Below are 21111 nucleotides of genomic sequence, written 5' to 3'. Positions count from 1 at the left end.
GGAAAACCAATCCTAGTGCCGATGGCCGCGGAGCGGTTGCACGATTCTGCTGATGAATGATGCGTTCCTGCTGGAACGGGGGAGAGCGGCTATGGATACGACCTGCATATGGCGATGGGCCCGAGGAGCTGTTGCGCCCAGGCACAAGCGCAAACCTGAACGGCGAGCCCATTCAGGGCTCGCCGTCCAACCTCAGGCGGCTTTGGACGTCGCTTCGCGCAGTGCACGGTTCAATGCGCTGAACAGCGCGCGGATGCTGGCGGTGGTGATGTTTTCGTCGATGCCGATACCGTGCAGCGAGCGTTCACCGTCCAGGCGCACTTCAATGTAAGCCGCAGCCCTGGCGTTGCTGCCGGCGCCGATCGAGTGCTCGTGGTAATCCATGATCTCCAACTTGACCGGCAACCCGGCGACCAAGGCTTCCAGCGGGCCCTTGCCGATGCCACGCCAATGCATGACTTCGCCGTCGCTGGCCACTTCCACATCCACCGCGCTGGTGCCGTTCTCTTCCTGCAGACGATGGCTCTTGAGCATGTAGGGCGTGCTGGCGTGCAGATACTCGGCCTCGAGCAGTGCATAGATTTGCTTGGCACTCATTTCCAGACCGAGGCGATCGGTTTCCTTCTGCACCACCTGGCTGAATTCGATCTGCATGCGCCGTGGCAGGCTGATGCCGTATTCCTGCTCCAGCAGATAGGCGATGCCGCCCTTGCCAGACTGGCTGTTGACGCGGATGACCGCCTCGTAGCTACGGCCGATGTCGGCCGGGTCGATCGGCAGATAGGGTACCTCCCAGACGCCATCAGGGTCCTGCTGACTGAAACCTTTGCGGATCGCGTCCTGGTGCGAACCGGAGAAGGCGGTATGGACCAGATCGCCCACATAGGGATGCCGTGGGTGCACCGGCAGCTGGTTGCATTCCTCGACGACCTTGCGCACCGCGTCGATATCCGAGAAGTCCAGCTGTGGGTCGACGCCCTGGCTATACATGTTCAGCGCCACGGTCACCAGATCGACGTTGCCGGTGCGCTCACCGTTGCCAAACAGGCAGCCCTCGACGCGATCGGCGCCGGCCATCAGGCCCAGCTCGGTGGCAGCCACACCGGTGCCGCGATCGTTGTGGGTATGCAGGCTGATCAGCACGCTGTCGCGCTTGTTGATCTGGCGACCGAAGTATTCGATCTGGTCGGCGTAGATGTTCGGGGTAGCCGCTTCGATGGTGGCCGGCAGGTTGAGGATCAGTTTCTTCGCCGGCGTCGGTTGGAAGACTTCGATAACCGCGTTGCATACCTCGACAGCGAAATCGGTCTCGGTGGAGCTGAAGACTTCCGGTGAGTACTCGAAACGCCAATCCGTCTCCGGCGCGGCGTCGGCCAGACGTTTGACGACCTGCGCGGCGTTGACCGCGATTCCCACCACGCCGGCTTTGTCCTGGTTGAAGACGATGCGGCGGAAGCTCGGCGCGGTGGCGTTGTAGTAATGGACGATGGCTCGCCTGGCGCCCTTGAGCGACTCGAAGGTGCGGGTGATCAGATCTTCGCGGGCCTGAGTGAGCACCTGGATGGTCACGTCGTCCGGAATGTGGCCACCTTCGATCAGTTCACGAACGAAGTCGAAGTCGGTCTGCGATGCGGAGGGGAAGCCCACCTCGATTTCCTTTACGCCAACCTGCACCAGGGTCTTGAAGAAGCGCATCTTCTTGCCGGCGTCCATCGGTTCGATCAACGACTGGTTGCCGTCGCGCAGATCGGAGCTCAGCCAGATCGGTGCGCGGGTGATAGTTTGCGATGGCCAGGTGCGGTCGGGCAGGTTGATGACCGGAAAAGCCCGATATTTTTTCGAGGGATCTTTGAGCATGGTCATGGCGTTTTCCTTGAGCGGCTCTCCGGGCGTGGTACGTCGAAGAGCAAGACAGAGCGGATCGATACGGGTTGATGGTTCGAATTTAGTAGGTGGCGACGGTTCATTGCAACAGCTTGCATAAAATTGATGTTTTATTTCAAAAAAGTTCGATAAACGGATATTTGGTTCTTTTAGCGCCGCAGAAGCATGCATTGGATTGCTAAGAGGTTGCGGCTCCGGGTCGCACTCAACGGGGGTGGCGAGCCGTGCCATCATTCGCCCCGATTGAACGGACAGGGCGGATGCCCGCATGCAAGGATTTCCGTGATTCGTAAAGCGCACCTCACATCGGGTTTATGGCTTGGCCTTTTCGCCATGCTGATGATTCATGTCGGTCCGCTTTATTCGGCTTCGCGACTGACGTCGTCGATTGCCGCACCTATCGCCCAATCTTCCCATCACGCGCACGCTCAAGCCGGGCACCAACCCCAGCGGGCCAATGCCGCTGAGCCGGCCTGGTTGTCGGCGCTCGATCTGTGCGGCTACTGCGAGTTGCTGACCTTGAGCCCGGCGTTGGTGCTCACCGTCCAGATGGCGATGCCCTACTACGCGCCGTCATACGCCCGGCTGCGTCCACAACGGCCGCTGCCGCCCGCGCCGCGTGGTGGCGCCGGCTATCCGCGTGCACCGCCCGCCGTCCACAGCTGATCTCCGAGCCGCCAGTGCGCGGCGTCCGAATATCCAGATGTGGAAATCTCTGTATGTCCAAGAACACGCTTGTCTGCTCGGCGCGTCCGCGCCTGTCCGCCACCTTTGCCCTGCAGCCGTCGCGTCTGCATTGGCGACTGGCTCACCTGGCCCTGCTAGGTAGTCTTGCCAGCAATGCCATGGCAACCGAAGCACATCAACATCAATCGATCGAACTCACGCCGATGGTCATCACTGGTGTGGCGCAACAATCACCGCTGACCGTGGTTACGGATCCGAAAATTCCTCGTCAGCCCGTGCCGGCGAGCGATGCAGGCGATTACCTGCAGACGATTCCAGGGTTCTCCGCGGTGCGCGGCGGCGGTTCCAACAGCGATCCGGTGTTTCGCGGCATGTTCGGTTCCAGACTGAACATGCTCACCAACGGTGGGGTGATGCTCGGTGCATGCCCGAGTCGCATGGATTCCCCCAGTTCCTACATCACCCCGCAGAGCTATGACCGGCTCACCGTGATCAAGGGACCGCAAACCGTGTTGTGGGGGCCGGGTGGTTCCGCTGCAACCATTCTCTTCGAACGTGACCCTGAACGCTTCAGCGAACTCGGCGGTCGCGTCGATGCAAGCCTGCTGATCGGATCCGATGGTCGTTTCGATCGCAGCGTCGATGCGGCGGCCGGCAACGATCAGGGCTATGTCCGACTCCTGGCGAACCGCTCGGATTCCGATGATTACAGCGACGGCAATGGTGACCGGGTCCATTCGCAGTGGGATAAGTGGAGCAGCGACCTGGTGATCGGCTGGACGCCCGATGCCGACACGCTGCTGGAGCTGACTGCCGGCATCGGTGACGGCGAAGCCGCTTATGCGGGACGCGGAATGGACGGTAGCCAATTCGAGCGGGAGAGCCTGGGGCTGCGTTTCGAGCGCGAGAATCTGGGCCAGGTGCTACAAAAGATCGAGGCGCGCCTCTACTACAACTATGCCGACCATGTAATGGACAATTTCAGCCTGCGTAGGCCGTCAGGCACCGGCATGATGGGCAACCCCATGGCGAGCAATGTCGATCGTCGAACGCTGGGCGGCCGAGTGGCCGGCACCTGGGTATGGGACGCCTACGAATTGGTCGCGGGGGTTGACGCCCAGACCAATGAACATCGCAAACGCTCCTCGGCATTCAGCATGATGACCGGCTACACCCGTCATGAACGGGCGAACTGGAGCAAGGACGCCGATTTCCACAACTACGGGACTTTCGCGGAGTTGACCTGGAATGCGGCCATGGATGACCGGGTAATCGCTGGTGCACGTCTCGACCGAGCCTCTGCCAAGGATTATCGGCAGCGGTTTGCCACGACCATGGGTGGTAGTTGGGTGAACCCGACCGCCGATCACGAGCGCAGCGATACCTTGCCCAGTGCGTTCCTGCGCTATGAACATGACCTGAACGATATCCCCGCCACCGCCTACATAGGACTCGGTCATGCTCAGCGCTTCCCCGATTACTGGGAGCTGTTTTCCGCCAGCACCGGGCCCGTTGGCAGTATCCAGGCATTCGAAACGGTCAAGCCGGAAAAAACCACTCAGCTGGATGTCGGCATTCAGTACGAGCAGGGGCCGTTGGCTGTGTGGGCGTCGGGGTACGTCGGGCAGGTGCGCGACTACATCCTGTTCAACTATGTGCCGATGGGCATGATGACCAGCACCTCGGTTGATAACATCGACGCGCGCATCATGGGCGGTGAGCTTGGCGCCAGCTACCGGCTGACACCGAACTGGAAGACCGATGCCAGCCTGGCTTATGCCTGGGGCAAGAATCGTTCGGACGATCGCCCCATGCCGCAGATTCCGCCCCTGGAAGGGCGACTGGGGCTGACTTATGAGCAGGGCGACTGGAGTGCGGCGGGCATGTGGCGCCTGGTGGCCAAGCAGACCCGGATCGCAGAAGGGCAGGGCAACGTCACCAGCAAGGATTTTGGCGATAGCGCCGGGTTCGGCGTGTTCTCGCTCAACGGCGCCTATCGCGTGAATATGCATTACAAGCTCAGTGCCGGCATCGACAACCTGCTCGACAAGACGTACAGCGAGCACCTTAACCAGGCGGGAAGCGCCGGCTTCGGCTATGCCGCGGATACTCGTATCAACGAACCCGGTCGAATCTACTGGGCACGGGTGGACATGAGCTTCTGATGCTGTCGGAGCTCGGGAGGGCCTGCGGCACGGCTCTCCCGATTCCCTCAATCTTCCAGCCGCTGGCCTTCGCCGCGTTTGTCGGGCTGGTGCTGTTCGGGCCGCGATCGGCTGAGCAACTGGCTGACCGAGCCGTAGCCCTCACGCATATCGGCGCCGCTCGGGTGCTGAAACACACGTAAGCCGAACTCGGGGAGGATGGCCAGCAGGTGGTCGAAAATATCCGACTGGATGCTTTCGTATCTGACCCACTGCACCGTGTTGGTGAAGCAGTAGATCTGCATTGGCAGACCGTCCGCCGTCGGGCTGAGCTGACGCACCATCAGGGTCATGCCCTGGTGAATCCCGCCGTGATTGCGCAAGTAGCGCTCCACGTAGGCCCGGAAGCTGCCGATGTTGGTGATGCGTCGGGTATTGACCGGCTCCTTGCCGCGTTTCTCGAGCTTGGCATTCCACTCGTCGATTTCGCGACGCTTGTCGGTCAGGTAGTCATCCAGCAGGTTGAAGCGGTGCAGGTGCTTGCATTCTTCGGGGTCGAGAAAATGCACGCTCTGCTGATCCAGGTAAAGGCTGCGCATGATCCTTCGACCGCCACTTTGCTGCATGCCCCGCCAGTTCTTGAACGAATCGCTGATGAAGCGCTTGGTCGGGATGTTGGTGATGGTTTTATCCCAGTTCTGCACCTTCACCGTGTGCAGGGCTATGTCGACGACCTCGCCGTCGGCGTTGAGTTGCGGCATCTCGACCCAGTCGCCGACCCGAATGATGTCGTTCGACGAGATCTGTACGCTGGCCACCAGCGAGAGGATGGTGTCCTGAAAGATCAACATCAACACCGCTGCCATCGCGCCGAGTCCGGACAGCAGGATCAGCGGTGAGCGGTCGATCAGCGTGGCGATGATGAGGATGGTGGCGACGGCGTAGAGGATGATCTTGACCACCTGCAGGTAGCCCTTGATCGGATGGACATGCGCATCGGCGCGCCGCTGGTAGAGCAGGTTGATGATGTCCAGCAGCGCGCCCATGGCGAGTGCGATGGTCAGCACGATGAAACCACCGCAGACATTGCGTACCACCGTGACGACGGCTTCCGGCAGGCCCGGTACGGTGTTTACGCCGATCGACAGTACCAGCGCCGGTACGATATTCGATAAACGGCGGATGATGCCGAAGTCCTGCAGTTCGGTTTCGCGAGCGCGGCGCAGTACTTTGTACAGACCGCGCACCAGAATCCTCTTGACTACCCAGTTGGCGAGCCAGGCTGCGAATATCAGCGCACTGCTGGCTACTAGGGTCTGCAACTCGGCATGCTCGCTCAGCCATTCCAGCCAGACGTTCAGGTCTTCCTGCATGGGATCATTTCTCCGTCCGATCGAATGTGACTGTCGCAGCGTTGCCCTTGCGGGGTCTTTGCTTAGCGGATGAATTCGCGGCTGATGCTGCGAAAGATGTCGGTGCCGGCCTGCTCCATCCACTCGAAGGCGACCATCTCCCGCGAAACGATGCTGGCGCCAGCCTGTTGCATCCGCGCCAGCCCCAGGGCCTTATCGCGGGCGCGGCGTGAGCCGACAGCTTCCTCCACCACGAACACCTGATGGCCGCGCGCGAGCAGGTCGAGCACCGTCTGCAGGACGCAGATGTGCGTCTCAGCACCACACACGATGAACTGCCGGCGTTCGCCTCCTGGGCGTTTGAACAGCTCACCGTCGCGCGCTGCGGAGAAGTGCAGTTTTTCGATGATCGAGTCCGCGTCGATGCCGTCTCGTAGCGCCGCGATGGTCGGCCCCAGGCCCTTGCTGTATTGCTCGGTGAGCAGGACCGGCACCCCGACGCGTTGGGCGATCTGGATCAGCCAGGTGCTGTGCTCGGCCAGCGCCGTGTTGTCTTCGATGATGGGAAACAGCCGTTCCTGGATATCGATGACGAGCAGCGTGGAGTCCTGCGCATGGATAAGCATGTCGTTGTCCTTGAAAGTGGATTCAGAGTTTGAATGCACCGATGAAAATCGATGGGTCGATCCGCGCATCGTTGAGGCTGACGTTCCAGTGCAGATGCGGCCCCGTGGCCCGGCCGGTGGAGCCAACCTTGCCCAGCACCGCGCCGCGGGCCAGTTCGTCGCCGACCTTTACGTCGATCTTCGACAGGTGGCAGAACATGCTGATTAGGCCCTGGCCGTGGTCAACGAACACCGTGTTGCCGTTGAAGAAATAGTTGCCCGTGAGGATCACCTTGCCAGCGGCAGGTGACTTGATCGGGGTGCCGGCCGGGACAGCGAAATCCAGGCCGGAATGCGGGTTGCGCTCCTCACCGTTGAAGAAGCGACGCAGCCCGAACGGCGACGAGAGGGCGCCGTCGACCGGCTTGTCGAACAACAGGTTGCTCGGCTGTCGGGCGCTGAACTGCTGGTAGGCCTGGGTCTGTTCGTCCAGCTCGCGCTGGATGCGTTCGAGATCGGCGGGGTTGGGATTGACCTGACGCTTGTTTTTCAGCGTGATGTGCTGCGCGCGGTATTCGCGAGCGCCGACAGAGAAGGTTCGTGCGGTGCCGTTCACTTCCAGCTGCTGCTGGCCGGGCTTTACCGTCAGCGGGAGCCCGACGATGGCGATCCAGCGTTGGCCTTCTTCGCGTACCACCAGGACCGGTTTACCTTCATAACGCACGTTGGGCGCCTCGGTGCCATCCCCCAGGCCGATCACCGCCACGCCGCCCGGCACCGGCTTGTTCAGCAGACGGGTCAGGAAACCTTCGGCGTGGACGGGAAGGGCGAAACACAGCAGCAGGGCTAAGGCAAAACGCATGGTGATTCCTGTGATGAGCGGGTTGCGGCCAGTGCGCTAGTCCAGCAGCGACAACGTCACTGGCGTCTGATGATTGTCCTCGACACGAACATCCAGTTCGCCTTCTCCCAGGCGAGCCTTCAGGCGCTGGCCGGGTTGAGTCTGGTCGGCGCGACGAATCGCCTGCCCTCGTTCGTCGAGCAGAATGCTGTAACCGCGGGACAGGGTCGCCAGCGGACTCACCACATTCAGGGTCTGGGCCAGCCCTTGTAAATGCTGTCGGCGACTTTTCAACGCTTCCTGCATGGCACGTGGCATGCGTCCGGTCAGGTGCTCAAGGCGCTGACGCAACAGATGCAGGGCTCGTCCGGGATGCTGCGCAGCGAGGCGCGTCTCCAGCCGCGCGAAGCGTTCCTGGCCCGCGCAGAGCCGTCGATCGATACCGCGCAAAAGCCGCTGCTCTAAATCGTCGATACGCTGGGCCTGTTGTTGCAGGCGCTCGCCTGGATGGCGCAGGCGTCGGGTCAGACCTTCCAGTTGCGAGCTGTTGCGATGCAGGCGATCACGCATCCGCAGCAACAGGCGTTGACGCAGACTCTGCAGCCGCTGACGTAGGTCTTCGCTGCTCGGCGCCAGCAATTCGGCGGCGGCGGAGGGCGTCGGCGCGCGGACGTCGGCCACGAAGTCGGCGATGGAAACATCGGTTTCATGCCCGACGGCACAGACGATGGGTGTCACGCAGGCCGCCACGGCCCGTGCAACCACTTCCTCGTTAAAGCACCAGAGATCTTCCAGCGAGCCACCGCCACGCGCCAGGATCAGCGCATCGAAGTCTCCGCGATCGGCCAGCTCCAGCGCACGGACGATCTGCGCGGTCGCTTCGCGGCCCTGTACCGGCGTCGGCACCAGGGTCAGGGCCACGTGCGGTGCCCGCCGGCGGAACACCGAAATGATGTCGCGGATCACCGCTCCGGTGGGCGAGCTGACAATGCCGATGCGCCGTGGATGAGCGGGCAGGGCGCGCTTGCCGGCGGCGTCGAACAGGCCTTCGGCACTGAGCTTGTCTTTCAATGCTTCGAACGCCAGGCGCAGCGAGCCATCGCCCGCAGGCTCGACGTTGTCGAGGATCAGCTGGTAGTCACCACGCCCTTCGAACAACGACACCCGCCCACGCACCTTCACCGCCAGCCCGTCGCGCAGGGCCTGCCGCACACGTAGCGCGTTCTGCCGGAACAGCGCGCAGCGGACCTGGGCGCTCTTGTCTTTCAGGGTGAAATAGATGTGGCCGGAGGCGGGCTTGGCCAGGTTGGAAATCTCGCCCTCCACCCAGACTTGGGCGAACACGTCTTCGAGCAGCAGCCGGGCGCGCCCGTTGAGCTGGCTGACAGTCAGCACTTCGCGGTCGAGGTTCAGGCGTTGAAAAGGGTCTTTGAGCATGGCGGCGATGATACGGCAAGACGCTGGGCGCTTCATCCGTACCGGTACCTTGTTGCAAGGTTCGTAGATGTCGGGACCGCCATGGCTACGGCTTGACCTGCGGCGATGGCCGATTAAGCTGCGCGCTTTCCTTCAGACGTAGCGTCCATGAGTGATCAGCAGTTCATCATCGTGCCGAAGATTTCCAGCTACCCGGGCGCCCAGTCGCGCGCACGGGTAATCCAGCGTTGGCTGGTGGAGCGCGGAATCATCGCCCCGCACCTGTCCGCGTGCGGTTCGGCGCCGCCGGGCCGCCTGGCCTACGGCATCGGTCCGCGCGCCGCCGAGGTACTGGAGCCGGCTGGCGCCGCCTTGCTGCCCTATGAACGGGAGCGCAACGGCCTGGAAATCATCACCGATCGCTGCATCTATACACCCGAGCGTGGCTTCGAAGGGCGAGCGCGCTGCCCGGAGTGTCGCAAGCAGATCGGCGAAGCGCTGCTGGAGCATCTAGAAGAGTGGATGCCGGGCGAAACGGAGAATTTCATCTGCCCGGAGTGCGGGCACGAGGACGACATCAACGGCTTCCCCTTCAGCCAACCCTGCGGTTTCTCGGATCTGGGGTTCATCTTCAACAACTGGCCAGGCCGGTACTTCCGCCGCTCCTTCATCGAGGAGTTCACTGAGCGGCTGGGGTATCCGTTGGCGTTGGTGGAAGTCGCCTACTAGCGACGCGTGACGTGTCTCTACGCTGTTCATTCGTGCCGCGGCGGCGCATTGTTTGATTGAGCCATGCGCCCGTGCTCGGTATAATGCCGCGCTTCCTTTTTCCCGCCTGGGAGCCCCCGCCATGCTGCGTATCAGCCAAGAAGCCCTGACTTTCGATGATGTTCTCCTGATCCCGGGTTATTCCGAGGTCTTGCCGAAGGATGTCAGTCTCAAGACCCGCCTGACCCGCGAAATCGAGCTGAACATTCCCCTCGTTTCGGCTGCAATGGACACCGTCACCGAAGCCCGCCTGGCCATCGCCATGGCGCAGGAAGGCGGCATCGGCATCATCCACAAGAACATGAACATCGAGCAGCAGGCCGCCGAGGTCCGCAAGGTCAAGCGTCACGAGACGGCCATCGTCCATGACCCGGTGACGGTTACGCCGGAAACCAAGATCAGCGAGTTGCTGCGCAAGGCGCATGAGCTGGGCTTCTCCGGCTTTCCAGTGGTGTCCGGCAAGGAACTGGTCGGTATCGTCACCGGCCGCGACCTGCGTTTTACGCCGAATGCCGGCGATTCGGTCGCCGCGATCATGACGCCGAAAGAAGAGCTGGTCACCGTACAGGAAGGCACCGGCCTCGAAGAGATCAAGACCAAACTCTACGAGCACCGCATCGAAAAGATGCTGGTGGTCGACAGCAATTTCCATCTGCGCGGCCTGGTCACCTTCCGTGATATCGAGAAGGCCAAGACTTACCCGCTGGCGTCCAAAGACGACCAGGGGCGTCTGCGTGTCGGCGCGGCCGTTGGTACTGGCGCCGATACTGCCGAGCGTGTCGAGGCACTGGCTGCTGCCGGTGTCGATGTGATCGTCGTCGACACCGCACATGGCCACTCGCGCGGCGTGTTGGATCGCGTGCGTTGGGTGAAGGAAAACTTCCCGCAGGTGCAAGTCATCGGCGGCAACATCGCCACCGCCGAAGCGGCACTGGACCTGGTCAAGGCCGGCGCCGACGCGGTCAAGGTCGGTATCGGCCCTGGCTCGATCTGCACCACCCGCATCGTCGCCGGTGTCGGCGTACCGCAGATCTCCGCCATCGCCAACGTCTCCGCCGCCCTCGAAGGTACCGGTGTTCCAATGATCGCCGACGGCGGCATCCGTTTCTCCGGCGACCTGTCCAAGGCCATCGTTGCCGGCGCCAACGCGGTGATGATGGGCTCGATGTTCGCTGGTACCGAAGAAGCTCCAGGCGAGATCGAGCTGTTCCAGGGCCGCTCCTATAAGGCCTATCGCGGCATGGGCTCGCTGGGCGCGATGTCCCAGGCGCAGGGGTCCTCGGATCGCTACTTCCAGGATTCCTCTGCCGGCGCCGAGAAGCTGGTGCCCGAGGGCATCGAAGGCCGCGTACCGTACAAGGGTTCGCTGGCCGCGATCATCCACCAGCTGATGGGCGGGTTGCGCGCCTCCATGGGCTATACCGGCAGCGCGACTATCGACCATATGCGGACCCATCCGCAGTTCGTGCGCATCACCGGCGCCGGCATGGCCGAGTCCCACGTACATGACGTGCAGATCACCAAGGAAGCGCCCAATTACCGCGTGGGTTGATCCGTCGCTTTAACAGGCGCTGGAAGCTGGAAGCTGGAAGCCGAGGCGATGACTTCGGCTTGCACTTCCAGCTTCCGGCTTCAGCTTCAAGCTCTTTCCGAAGGAAAGCCCATGTCTCATCCTGACATTCACGCCCACCGCATCCTGATCCTGGATTTCGGTTCCCAGTACACCCAGCTGATCGCCCGTCGCGTTCGCGAGATCGGCGTCTATTGCGAGCTGCATCCGTTCGACATGAGCGACGAGGACATCCGTGCCTTCAACCCGCGCGGCATCATCCTGGCCGGCGGCCCGGAGTCGGTTCACGCTGAAGGTAGCCCGCGCGCGCCACAAGCGGTGTTCGACCTGGGCGTGCCGCTGTTCGGTATTTGCTACGGCATGCAGACCATCTCCGAGCAGCTCGGCGGCAAGGTGCAGGGTTCCGATGAGCGCGAGTTCGGCTACGCGCGGGTCGATCTGGTCGGCAAGTCCAAGCTGTTCGATGGCATCGAAGATCATATGGACGACGACGGCGTGTTCGGCCTCGACGTCTGGATGAGTCACGGCGACAAGGTCACCGACCTGCCGGAAGGCTTCCATATCCTCGCCAGCACCCCGAGCTGCGCGATCGCCGCGATGGGTGATGACGAGCGTCGTTACTACGGCGTGCAGTTCCATCCGGAAGTGACCCACACCCGTCAGGGCGGGCGCATCCTGTCGCGCTTCCTGCTGGAAATCTGCGGCTGCGAAGCGCTGTGGACGCCGTCCAACATCGTCGAAGATCTGGTCGAGCAGGTGCGCAATCAGGTCGGTTCGGCCAACGTGCTGCTGGGCCTGTCCGGCGGTGTCGATTCCTCGGTGGTCGCGGCGCTGCTGCACAAGGCCATCGGCGATCAGCTGACCTGCGTATTCGTCGACAACGGCCTGCTGCGCCTGCATGAAGGCGACCAGGTAATGGCGATGTTCGCAGAGAACATGGGCGTCAAGGTGATCCGTGCCGATGCCGAAGCGCAGTTTCTCGAGAATCTGGCTGGCGAAGCCGACCCGGAGAAGAAGCGCAAGATCATCGGCCGCACCTTCATCGACGTGTTCGATGCCCAGGCCAGCAAGCTCGACAACATCCAGTACCTCGCCCAGGGCACCATCTACCCGGACGTCATCGAGTCCGCCGGTGCCAAGAGCGGCAAGGCCCACGTGATCAAGTCCCACCACAACGTTGGCGGCCTGCCGGAGGAAATGAACCTCAAGCTGGTCGAGCCGTTGCGCGAACTGTTCAAGGACGAAGTCCGCAAGATCGGCCTCGAGCTGGGCCTGCCGTACGACATGGTCTATCGCCACCCATTCCCGGGCCCGGGTCTGGGCGTACGCATCCTTGGCGAAGTGAAAAAGGAATACGCCGACCTCCTGCGTCGTGCCGACCACATCTTCATCCAGGAACTGCGCAACTTCGACTGGTACCACAAGACCAGCCAGGCCTTCGTGGTGTTCCAGCCGGTCAAGTCGGTCGGTGTCGTCGGCGACGGTCGTCGCTACGCCTGGGTCGTCGCGCTGCGTGCAGTGGAAACCATCGACTTCATGACCGCACGCTGGGCGCATCTGCCGTACGAGCTGCTGGAGAAGGTCTCCAACCGCATCATCAACGAGATCGAAGGCATTTCCCGCGTCACCTACGACGTGTCGAGCAAGCCACCAGCGACCATCGAGTGGGAATGATCGGATAGCCGGCGATAGTCGCTACCTATAGCCCGCAGCACATGAAAGCCCGCCTATGCGGGCTTTCGTTTTTTTGGATTTCCGGCGCTATCCCTGTTGATCCCACGCATCGGCCATAGGCCGATGGGCAGGACGTGACGGGTATCGATCAGCGCAGCCTGGCGACCTCAGCGGCTGGGACTGCAGATCGCCACAGCCCTCGAAGCAGAGCATGCTCCGAAAGATTGGAGGTGTGCACGGTCAATCCCCGAGGCGGCTCATCGCTAAGAGTTCATCGTTGCGAATATGGCGTCGTATGTGCCGCCCAATCGGCCCATCTTCGAGCGTTATCGCGATCGAGCAAAAGCTCCCCGCGGGGATGATTGCGACGTTCGAGCATTCGCATCACTTGTTCTATGTAGTCGCGAAGCGGCATGGCACGAGGATCGGTGGCTTGCTGGGCACCGGTGAGTTCCGTTTGCACATGGGGCGGGCAGCAGCTCCAGCACTTCCACAGGAATCTTGCGCAGTTGATGGCGCAGCGAAGTGAGGCAGTGGGCGCGTTGGATGACGATAACGCCTGCGGCAAAGCCATAAGAATGGCTGCGGGACCGACTGTAGCCTCGAGGCCCTTGATCGTCTAACCGACGCTGGCGGATCGCCGCTGATATGCATGCCTTCGGTGCCGTCGAAATGCGGCGCCTGGCCCGCTACGCGGCCTCTTAAAGGCGCGTCGCCCGATCCCGCAGGCGTGCCCGCATGACGATATTCGCGGTGGCATCGGTAATCAAGGATCTGGCAGCCACAGGAAATAATTGCCTGCGCCCCCTCCCTACACTCGCCCAAGCTCCGGCCGCCATATGGCCAACAAGGAGCGTTCGAGCCGCCGTGGCATCGAGCGGCATCGCCATTGCCCTCGGAACTGAACAACACAACAACAAGGATTCTTCGAATGCATAGGCTATCGCGTACCAAGCTTGCCCAGTCCATTCGCGCGGGTAGTGCAGCGCTGCTGGTTTGCGCCAGCGGCCAGGGTTGGGCTTACGAGCTGTACAACCAGGGCGACACGCAAATCAACGCTGACCTGGAAGCCATGGTCGGGCTGTTCCACAGCGGCGAGAACTATGGCCAATCCGGCACCTTGGCAGAAGGCTCTTCATCCTGGCAGGAGGCCTATCTCAAGTACGGCTTCAGCTTCTCGCAGGGGCTGAGCGGTTCCGGGGATCAGGCATACGGCGCGCTCAACTGGGTCAGCTCCGGTACCTTCGGTGACGGCGATGCGGCGGGCTGGTCCAACGGTAGCGAGCGCACCACCAAGATCGAGGACGCCTACCTCGGTTGGCGCTCGGGCAATCGGTTCGCGGCCTTGGGCGAAAACGGTGTGGATGTCTCTTTCGGCCGGCAGAACATCGTGATCGGTGACGGCTTTCTGGTTTCCGGTGATGCGCTCAATTTCGGCCGGGAAGTGGCGGACGGGATGCTCGACCGAGGCGGTGCTTATTACATCACCCCGCGTAAAGCCTTCGACAAGACGGCAGTGTTGCGGCTTGGAGGGGAGCAGGGCCTGCGCGGCGATCTGATGTGGCTCAAATCCGACAATCGCTCCCAGGGGCGGCCAGAAATGGCGGTGGCTACGCTGGAAAATGTCACCGATAAGGGCACCGTGGGCCTTACCTACCTCGACGTGCTGGATACCGACGAGGACTTTGACTTCGTCGATCGCAAGGGCATCAAGACCTACAGCCTACGGGCGCAGGGCAACGCCGGCATCGAAAATCTGTTCCTGTCGGGCGAATACGCCTATCAGGACAAGAATGCCGGCAACGAGAACGCCTGGTATCTGGAAGCCGGCTGGACCTTCTCGGACATCGCCTGGTCACCGAGCGTCAACTACCGCTACAGCCGCTTCTCCAACGCCTATGACCCGCTGTTCTACGGCAACGGCCGTGCACTGGGCACCTGGTTCCAAGGCGAAGTCGCCTCCAACTATGCCGGCCCGTTCAATAGCAACACGCGCGTGCACCACATCGGCTTGAAGGCCGCCCCTGCGGAAAACCTGACGGTTGGCGCCTTGATGTACCGCTTCGAAACGATCGATTCGAATGCCGGTGCGTTCGCCGACCTGGGCGGCAAGGAAATCGACCTGTATGCCGAGTGGGCAGCCAGGGACAATCTGTTCATCATTCCTGTGGTGGGCTTCTACAAGCCGAACGAAAGCCTGGCCAACGGCGGCAGCCAGATAGGCAATGACGACACCAACCTGTATGGACAGTTGCTGGTCGTGACCATGTTCTGATCGGCGAGTCATCAGGTGTGGCGCGAAGGCATCGCCACGTCGTCCCGATGCGGCTGAACACCGCTTGACGGACCCCAAAAGGCGCTGGCTGGTTAGCCAGCGCCTTTTTCTTTGGCTGGCGCAAAGTTACATCAGGGGCCTTGCCGTGGTAATCCGCCGCCGTTTCGATCTGAATCAATGACCCGTCGCATTGCTCAAGTCCATCGGCACGCACGGTGCCTTCCAGCCCAAGGCAACGGTGGCCGTGAGATGTGCGTTCGGCAGTGGGGCGGTTGTTCTATGCGCCGGGCGATGTGGGCTGGCTGGTGCCGAACGAGATGCAGCGGCTGTTCCACTACTCGCATTACGGAGCCCACGGTTACAGCGTCCGCCCGCAGATTTTGGGCGTGCGCTGAAGGGGCTGGAACCCGCCCTGACGATTGATGCGATGCGCCACCGTTCCCGGAGATGCGGGGCAGTACACGCAGGACTGCGATGGGAAGGGCGGAAGGCTCGATCTTCGGTCTGCGGGCCTGGGACCGCCAGGCGGGCGCTGGGAAATCATCACCCCGTACTTCGAAAGCTAGGTACGGGGCAATGCGACCTGCTGCTCCCGCTTGTCTGAGGTCGCCAGCCGGACGCTCAGCCCGCCGGCCGTACCTCCGGCAGCGTGGCGCCGCCATCGACCACGATGGTCTGGCCGGTGATGTAGCCGGCACCCTCGGATGCGAGGAATACCATCGCCTCGGCAATGTCGGCTGGGCGGCCGAGACGGCCCAGCGGCACGCCAGCGGCGATGTGCTCGGCCAGCGCCGTGTCGCCGAGGTTGTCCATCGCTGGCGTCTGGATCATGCCCGGCTCGACGCCGTTGACCCGCACGTTGTAGGGCGCCAGCTCCAGCGCCGCGGCGCGGATGAAGCCGTTGACGCCTGCCTTGGAGGCCGCGTAGTGCGCGAGCCCCGGATAGGCCATGCGCGGTCCGGTCACCGAGGAGGTCATCAGTACGCTGCCGCCGCCACGCGCTTGCATCAGCGGCAGCGCGCGTTGCGTCAGCCAGAAGGGCGCGGCCAGATTCACATCCAGGGTTCGTTGCAGCACCTCTGGGGTGATGTCGGTGAAGTTGACCAATGGGAAGTACGCGGCGTTGTGCACCAGCACATCCAGCCCGTCGAGCACCTTGAACAGGGCATCGATGGCGGCGAGATCGGCCAGATCGACGGCATGCGCGCGGACCGCCAACCCTTCCTGACGTAGCGTCTCGGCCAGCGCCTCGGCGGCGTCGGCCTGGCGGTCGGCGATCACCACCTCGGCACCGCGGCGCGCGAAGGCTTCGACGATGCCACGGCCGATCCCCTGTGCGCCGCCGGTGACCAAGACGATGCGGTTGGCGAAGGTCTGATTCCCGGTCATTGCGCAATCCCCATGCGGTCGTAAGCGAGAGTGGGCACGTCGACGATGGTGGAGCCGCCATCGGCCACCAGCGTGGCACCGGTAATGATCGAGGCGTCCTCGCCGAGCAAGAAGCGGCAGACCCGGGCGATCTCCTCCGAGGTCGCTGGCCTGCGCAGCGGCACGTCCGCTGTGACGCGGGCATAGGCGGCGTCGAGATCCTCACCGTAGTGGTCCATCAGCGGCTGCATTTCCTCGTCCGCCATCGGCGTGCGCACCCAGCCCGGGCAGACGCAGTTGACCCGCACGCCCTGCGGACCGAAGTCGCGGGCCAGCGAACGGTTCAGCCCCAGCAGGGCGTGCTTGGCCGTGGTGTAGCCGCACACTTCCGGGCCGGCCGCCAAGGAAGCGATGGAGCCAAGCAGCACCAGGCTGCCGCCTCGCTCTGCCAGCAAGGGTATGCAGGCCCGTGCGGTCTGGAAGGCGCTATCCAGGTTGCTGCGCATGGCCATCTGCCAGACCTCGTCGCTGGTCTGGGTGGCGCTGCCCGGGCCGAGCCCGCCGGCGCAGGCGACGACACCGTCCAGGCCACCGAAGCGCTCACGGATCTGCGCTATGAACGCTTGCCAGCCCTGGCTGCTGGCGGCATCGCCGGCCAGGACCAGGCCGCCGATTTCCGCTGCAAGCCGTTCCAGCGGTTCGCGCCGACGGCCGACCAGCACCACATTAGCGCCATCCTGCGCGAACAGCCGCGCGCAGGCTTCGCCAATGCCGGTGCCGGCCCCGGTAATCAGGAGGGTGCGCTGGCTCATTCAGACGCCTCCAGGCGGCTGACCACCTGGCAGTGGGACGCGACAGGGAAGTTGGACACCTGGGTGAAGTCTTCCCCGGCATAACCGAAGATTTTGCCGTCGCTGCGATGGGCTTTCAGGTCAATCAGCACCAGCCCCAGGGTCGGTACGATCTTTTCGCGCCATACGAACAGGAACAGCTCCGGTGCAATCGCGATGTAATGGCAGCGGTCGGTGTCGCACAGACCTTTCTCAACGCCCTTCAGGCACATCCAGGTGTAGAACTGCTCGTTGAGGTAGATATGGTCATAGACCTCGGTGGGGCTGTAGCGGTAACGGTTGCGCAGGCCCACCAGTTGATCGGTTGGTTGGTGATGGCACTGGCTGGCACGGCTGGCGTCGTTGAGGCTGCCGTGCAGGATTTGCACCTCCACGCCTGTCAGAGGCTCGCCGGCGAGCGCACGTCCATAGAGCCCACGCTGCGTGTCGGCTTCGCTGGGCAGCGCACCGATGACTGCGGTAAAAACGCCAGCGCTGACGTCGAGCACCAGGCTGATGGACCAATGGCGGCCCTGTTCCTGTTTGACGAAATCCACCAGGTAAATGCTGGGACGCAGCGCTGTAGCCCGGTACGGGGCACTGCCGGTCGAGTGGCCATCGTCCGCGTGCCAATGCAGGCGATCAGCCTCGAAGCGATGCTCGATGGCGCCGCCCTTGGCGAAATGCAGCGTATGGGTCTTGCCAGCAAAGTCGTTGACGTGCGGTAGCAGGAAGGCTTCGGGCATGAAGCCGTCGGCCAGGGCGCCGACAGTGATCCATTCTGATGTAGCGGACATGAGTAGTACTCCTCGGTATGGGTGCGTCTATCCTGGCCGCGATGCCCGGGCGCGAATATCAACCAGAAGGTTTAGGTCCGCACCGGGAAAACTCGAGGCGGGGCTAGGCGCGCACATTGCTGCGATAAGCCTCGAAACGGGACGGCGGGACTGGCCGGTTGGGAGTCCAGACGTTCCCGCCTATGCATTTCAGCGTTGCAGCGCGTTTACCACCGGCACCCGGCCCCTCCATGGCTGGGCTTCTTCAAGCTGCGCGGCGAGGGCGAGCAGGGTGCCTTCCTCACCGAAACGAGCGGCAAAATGGGAGCCGATCGGCAAACCCTTCGGGCTCCAGTAAAGCGGAACCGACATGGCGGGCTGGCCGCTGGCATTGAACAGCGAGGTGAACGGCGAGTAGCTGTGGAAGTGTTCGATCAGCGTGGCCAGGTCGAGGCGGTCATCGAACGCATCCAGAGTCCCGATGCGTGGAGGCTCGCGGGTCAGCGTCGGGGTCAGTATCAGGTCGTAGTCGCAGAGGAAGCGTGCCAGGTCGCGTCCCAGTGCATGGAGGCTGGCGACGCCATCGGCGTAGCGTGCCCCGCTGACGGCGCCTCGCTCGCGCAGAATGATCCGGGTTCGGGGCTCCAGTTCCTCATCGGCGACCGGCTGATTCCGTAGCTTGCCGAGCATATCGACGTAGCTGCGGGTGCTGGCGCCGATGATGTCGAACATCGCGTCGAGCACCGGCAGCGGATTGACCGGGAGTGTGGTCTGCTTTACCTGGTGACCCAGCTCCTGGCACAGCTGCGCGGTGTGGCGCACGGCGGCCAGCGCTTCCGCACTGCTGGTCCAGGGAGCCAGATGCTCGATCACCGCAATGCGCAGCCGGGTGGGCCGGCGAGTCAGGCAGTCAACGAATGGGATGCTCTGGTGAGGGGCGGCGTAGGGCGCGCCAAGATCCGCACCAGCGGTCACATCGAGCAGGGCGGCGCTGTCGCGCACTGACAGGGTGATGGCGTGGGGCGTACCCATACCGGCCCAGCCTTCACCGACGAGTGGGCCACTGGGCATGCGACCGCGGCTGGGTTTGAGCCCGAAGACGCCACAACAGGACGCCGGCACGCGTAGCGAGCCGCCGCCATCATTGCCATGCGCAAAGGGGACGACACGAGCCGCTACCAAGGCTGCGGCGCCGCCGCTGGAGCCACCGGCGCTGCGCGTTGTATCCCAGGGGTTGCGGGTCGCACCGAAGCGGGTCGACTCGGTGGTATAGGAGGTGCCGAATTCAGGCGACGTGCTGGTGCCGATGAACTGACAACCCGCGGTGCGAAGGCGGCTCACCACTGCATCGTCGAGCCCGGGCCTGGCCTCACCCAGCGCAATCGAGCCGCTGGTCATGCGTGCTTCGGTCAACGGTGAAAACAGGTCTTTGATCAGCGTTGGTACGCCGGCGAACGGGCCATCGAACGTCGGCGCCTTGCGTGCGGTGTCATAGAGCTTTTCGGCGACCGCGTTGAGCTGCGGCTCTACGAGTTCCAGTCGAGCAATCGCAGCTTCCAGCAACTCGCTGTGGCTGACCTCGCGTGCTTTGACCAAATTGGCGAGTCCTGTCGCGTCCTCGCGGTCCATGAGTGATTGGATGTCTTGCATATAAGCCTCGGAGGTGTGAAGGCCGACGCTCGCGCGTCGGCAGTTGAATCAGGCGTGCGGGCCGATGGCTTCTGCAGCACGATGTGGCTTGAGGATGGCCGCGACGACCCAGACGATGCCGCCCGTCAGGCTGAGCATGGCCAGCAGTTGGATGGCGCCACGAAGGTCGTAATTGAAGCCGCCGAGCATCGCGATCAGCAGGGGGCTCGCGAATTGGCCGAGGTAGAGGAATGCGGTGAACGCGCCCAGACCACGCCCTCGGGTGTTGGCGCTCAGCGCGTTCATCACCGGTGCCATGGCGTTGGGGACCAGCAAGCCGGCACCGATGCCATGGAGCGATACCGCCACCAACACCTCGTTATAGGTCTGGGCTTGGCTCAGTAGCCACAGACCCAGCGCCAGCAACCCAAGCAGCAGAGCGTTGCATCCGGAGATGCCCAGCGTCCGGCGCAACACCGGCCAAAGCAGCGCGCCTGCCAGCGAGGCCAGCAGGCCAAGGCCGGCAGAGGCGCCGATCAGCGTGCTGGAGGTGATGCCGATGCTGACCAGCAGCGCGGGCGCCTGTACCGGGACGATGAAGTTGAGCAGCATGCCGGCGAAGATCAGCAGATAGCCGATCACCAGCGTCAGGACGGAAATTTGGTCCTCGCCATCTTCCAACTGTTGCTGGCGGATGGTTGCCGGTTCCCAGAGCACGCGAGCCATGAATGGCACCAGCAGCAAGGGCAACAAATACAGATAGAACGGCGCTCGCCATGCCTGCTCACCCAACGCGCCGCCAATCACGAAGAACAGCGCGCCGATCAGCCCGATCGTCACGACTTGCAGGTTGACCAGCCGCAACCGTTGCTCTCCCTGCCAGTAGTCTGCAATCAAGGCGGCGCAGCAGGTCATGATTGCCGCTTCGGTACAGCCGAACAGCAGCCGCGAACCGACAATGGCGGGCAAGCTGTCCAGTAGCGCCGGTAACGTGCCCAAGAGGGCGTACAGGATGGTGGCAGCCACCAGCAATGCCTTGCGGCCCACGCGGTCGGCCAGCCATCCAGCCAGCGGTGCGAAGAGTGCAATGGTCAACGCGGGGCCTGTGATGGCCAGCGGAACGAGCAGGTCGGCTTTCGGTTCGACCGGGCCGAACTCAGCGAAGAGCTTCGGCAAGATCGGCGCGACCATGACCGAGCCCATGATAGTGAGACTGCTGCCGAGCATCAGTACGGCGCCTTCGCGTCCGGTCCTGGCTTGGCGTATCGGTGACAGATTCCGGCTCATGTTCG

At 62.9% G+C, this 21111-nt stretch carries 17 protein-coding genes; 7 read left to right on the top strand and 10 right to left on the bottom strand.

All coding sequences use genetic code 11. From position 1 onward, the window contains the following. Positions 1-192: 192 nt before the first annotated feature. Positions 193-1863, bottom strand: coding sequence for a 2-isopropylmalate synthase (gene leuA, locus UF78_RS15635; RefSeq protein ID WP_045163132.1), 1671 nt, complete (start codon positions 1861-1863; stop codon positions 193-195). 297 nt (positions 1864-2160) lie between these two features. Here leuA and UF78_RS15630 point away from each other — a divergent pair, with 297 nt between their 5' ends. Together UF78_RS15630 and UF78_RS15625 are read left to right on the top strand one after the other, a co-directional pair. Beyond that, entirely contained in the window at positions 2161-2550 is a 390-nt protein-coding gene (locus UF78_RS15630) for a DUF2946 domain-containing protein (protein WP_268988829.1), read from the top strand. A gap of 53 nt (positions 2551-2603) precedes the next feature. After that, positions 2604-4736 carry a TonB-dependent copper receptor gene (locus UF78_RS15625; RefSeq protein WP_045163130.1) on the top strand — a complete coding sequence of 711 codons (2133 nt, stop codon included), beginning with the start codon at positions 2604-2606 and terminating at the stop codon, positions 4734-4736. 47 nt (positions 4737-4783) lie between these two features. Here the strand turns inward: UF78_RS15625 and UF78_RS15620 are convergent, their stop codons facing one another. The 4 genes from UF78_RS15620 to xseA form a co-directional block, all read right to left on the bottom strand. Then, positions 4784-6088: a mechanosensitive ion channel family protein gene (locus UF78_RS15620; RefSeq protein ID WP_045163129.1), complete on the bottom strand. Its 1305-nt coding sequence runs from the start codon at positions 6086-6088 to the stop codon at positions 4784-4786. A 62-nt stretch (positions 6089-6150) separates the two neighbouring features. Continuing rightward, entirely contained in the window at positions 6151-6693 is a 543-nt protein-coding gene (locus UF78_RS15615; protein WP_045163128.1) for a hydrolase, read from the bottom strand. Between the two features lie 22 nt (positions 6694-6715). Further along, positions 6716-7534: a M23 family metallopeptidase gene (locus UF78_RS15610; protein ID WP_045163127.1), complete on the bottom strand. Its 819-nt coding sequence runs from the start codon at positions 7532-7534 to the stop codon at positions 6716-6718. Positions 7535-7570: 36 nt separating this feature from the next. Beyond that, positions 7571-8950, bottom strand: coding sequence for an exodeoxyribonuclease VII large subunit (xseA, locus tag UF78_RS15605; RefSeq protein WP_045163283.1), 1380 nt, complete (start codon positions 8948-8950; stop codon positions 7571-7573). Positions 8951-9097: 147 nt separating this feature from the next. Between xseA and UF78_RS15600 the strand changes: the two genes are divergently transcribed. The 5 genes from UF78_RS15600 to UF78_RS22920 all read left to right on the top strand — a co-directional run bounded on the left by UF78_RS15600 (position 9098) and on the right by UF78_RS22920 (position 15611). Then, positions 9098-9658 carry a hypothetical protein gene (locus UF78_RS15600; protein ID WP_045163126.1) on the top strand — a complete coding sequence of 187 codons (561 nt, stop codon included), beginning with the start codon at positions 9098-9100 and terminating at the stop codon, positions 9656-9658. A gap of 121 nt (positions 9659-9779) precedes the next feature. After that, entirely contained in the window at positions 9780-11249 is a 1470-nt protein-coding gene (guaB, locus tag UF78_RS15595; RefSeq protein WP_045163125.1) for an IMP dehydrogenase, read from the top strand. Between the two features lie 111 nt (positions 11250-11360). Continuing rightward, positions 11361-12941, top strand: a complete 1581-nt coding sequence (gene guaA, locus UF78_RS15590) for a glutamine-hydrolyzing GMP synthase (RefSeq protein WP_045163124.1) — start codon at positions 11361-11363, stop codon at positions 12939-12941. A 931-nt stretch (positions 12942-13872) separates the two neighbouring features. Further along, positions 13873-15216 (top strand): hypothetical protein, encoded by a 1344-nt coding sequence (locus tag UF78_RS15585; RefSeq protein WP_045163123.1) that lies wholly within the window; start codon positions 13873-13875, stop codon positions 15214-15216. Positions 15217-15467: 251 nt separating this feature from the next. Then, positions 15468-15611, top strand: a complete 144-nt coding sequence (locus UF78_RS22920; RefSeq protein WP_155397659.1) for a hypothetical protein — start codon at positions 15468-15470, stop codon at positions 15609-15611. A gap of 226 nt (positions 15612-15837) precedes the next feature. Here the strand turns inward: UF78_RS22920 and UF78_RS15580 are convergent, their stop codons facing one another. The 5 genes from UF78_RS15580 to UF78_RS15560 all read right to left on the bottom strand — a co-directional run bounded on the left by UF78_RS15580 (position 15838) and on the right by UF78_RS15560 (position 21106). After that, positions 15838-16605, bottom strand: a complete 768-nt coding sequence (locus UF78_RS15580) for an SDR family oxidoreductase (protein WP_045163122.1) — start codon at positions 16603-16605, stop codon at positions 15838-15840. Continuing rightward, a complete protein-coding gene (locus UF78_RS15575; protein WP_045163121.1) occupies positions 16602-17396 on the bottom strand; it encodes an SDR family NAD(P)-dependent oxidoreductase in 795 nt (264 codons plus the stop codon). Before UF78_RS15575 ends, UF78_RS15580 begins: the two co-directional genes overlap by 4 nt. Then, the gene (locus UF78_RS15570) at positions 17393-18211 is read right to left on the bottom strand and encodes a molybdenum cofactor biosynthesis F family protein (protein WP_045163120.1); all 819 of its coding nucleotides are present in this window, start codon (positions 18209-18211) and stop codon (positions 17393-17395) included. The genes UF78_RS15575 and UF78_RS15570 overlap by 4 nt, the downstream gene beginning before the upstream one ends. A gap of 189 nt (positions 18212-18400) precedes the next feature. Next, entirely contained in the window at positions 18401-19840 is a 1440-nt protein-coding gene (locus tag UF78_RS15565) for an amidase (RefSeq protein WP_045163119.1), read from the bottom strand. 48 nt (positions 19841-19888) lie between these two features. Then, entirely contained in the window at positions 19889-21106 is a 1218-nt protein-coding gene (locus UF78_RS15560; RefSeq protein WP_045163118.1) for an MFS transporter, read from the bottom strand. Positions 21107-21111: the final 5 nt, after the last annotated feature.

Source organism: Stutzerimonas stutzeri (genome assembly GCF_000952685.1).
GTDB classification, from domain to species: Bacteria; Pseudomonadota; Gammaproteobacteria; order Pseudomonadales; family Pseudomonadaceae; genus Stutzerimonas; species Stutzerimonas stutzeri_E.
Note: the sequence above shows the minus strand (reverse complement) of the source record. Positions and strands in the feature narration are given on the sequence as shown.

Bases quoted from the DNA above. Each gene is read 5' to 3' on its own strand.
- leuA (WP_045163132.1), bottom strand. From the start codon at position 1,863: ATGACCATGCTCAAAGATCCCTCGAAAAAATATCGGGCTTTTCCGGTC.
- UF78_RS15625 (WP_045163130.1), top strand. From the start codon at position 2,604: ATGTCCAAGAACACGCTTGTCTGCTCGGCGCGTCCGCGCCTGTCCGCC.
- UF78_RS15620 (WP_045163129.1), bottom strand. From the start codon at position 6,088: ATGCAGGAAGACCTGAACGTCTGGCTGGAATGGCTGAGCGAGCATGCC.
- UF78_RS15615 (WP_045163128.1), bottom strand. From the start codon at position 6,693: ATGCTTATCCATGCGCAGGACTCCACGCTGCTCGTCATCGATATCCAG.
- UF78_RS15610 (WP_045163127.1), bottom strand. From the start codon at position 7,534: ATGCGTTTTGCCTTAGCCCTGCTGCTGTGTTTCGCCCTTCCCGTCCAC.
- xseA (WP_045163283.1), bottom strand. From the start codon at position 8,950: ATGCTCAAAGACCCTTTTCAACGCCTGAACCTCGACCGCGAAGTGCTG.
- UF78_RS15600 (WP_045163126.1), top strand. From the start codon at position 9,098: ATGAGTGATCAGCAGTTCATCATCGTGCCGAAGATTTCCAGCTACCCG.
- guaB (WP_045163125.1), top strand. From the start codon at position 9,780: ATGCTGCGTATCAGCCAAGAAGCCCTGACTTTCGATGATGTTCTCCTG.
- guaA (WP_045163124.1), top strand. From the start codon at position 11,361: ATGTCTCATCCTGACATTCACGCCCACCGCATCCTGATCCTGGATTTC.
- UF78_RS15585 (WP_045163123.1), top strand. From the start codon at position 13,873: ATGCATAGGCTATCGCGTACCAAGCTTGCCCAGTCCATTCGCGCGGGT.
- UF78_RS15580 (WP_045163122.1), bottom strand. From the start codon at position 16,605: ATGACCGGGAATCAGACCTTCGCCAACCGCATCGTCTTGGTCACCGGC.
- UF78_RS15575 (WP_045163121.1), bottom strand. From the start codon at position 17,396: ATGAGCCAGCGCACCCTCCTGATTACCGGGGCCGGCACCGGCATTGGC.
- UF78_RS15570 (WP_045163120.1), bottom strand. From the start codon at position 18,211: ATGTCCGCTACATCAGAATGGATCACTGTCGGCGCCCTGGCCGACGGC.
- UF78_RS15565 (WP_045163119.1), bottom strand. From the start codon at position 19,840: ATGCAAGACATCCAATCACTCATGGACCGCGAGGACGCGACAGGACTC.
- UF78_RS15560 (WP_045163118.1), bottom strand. From the start codon at position 21,106: ATGAGCCGGAATCTGTCACCGATACGCCAAGCCAGGACCGGACGCGAA.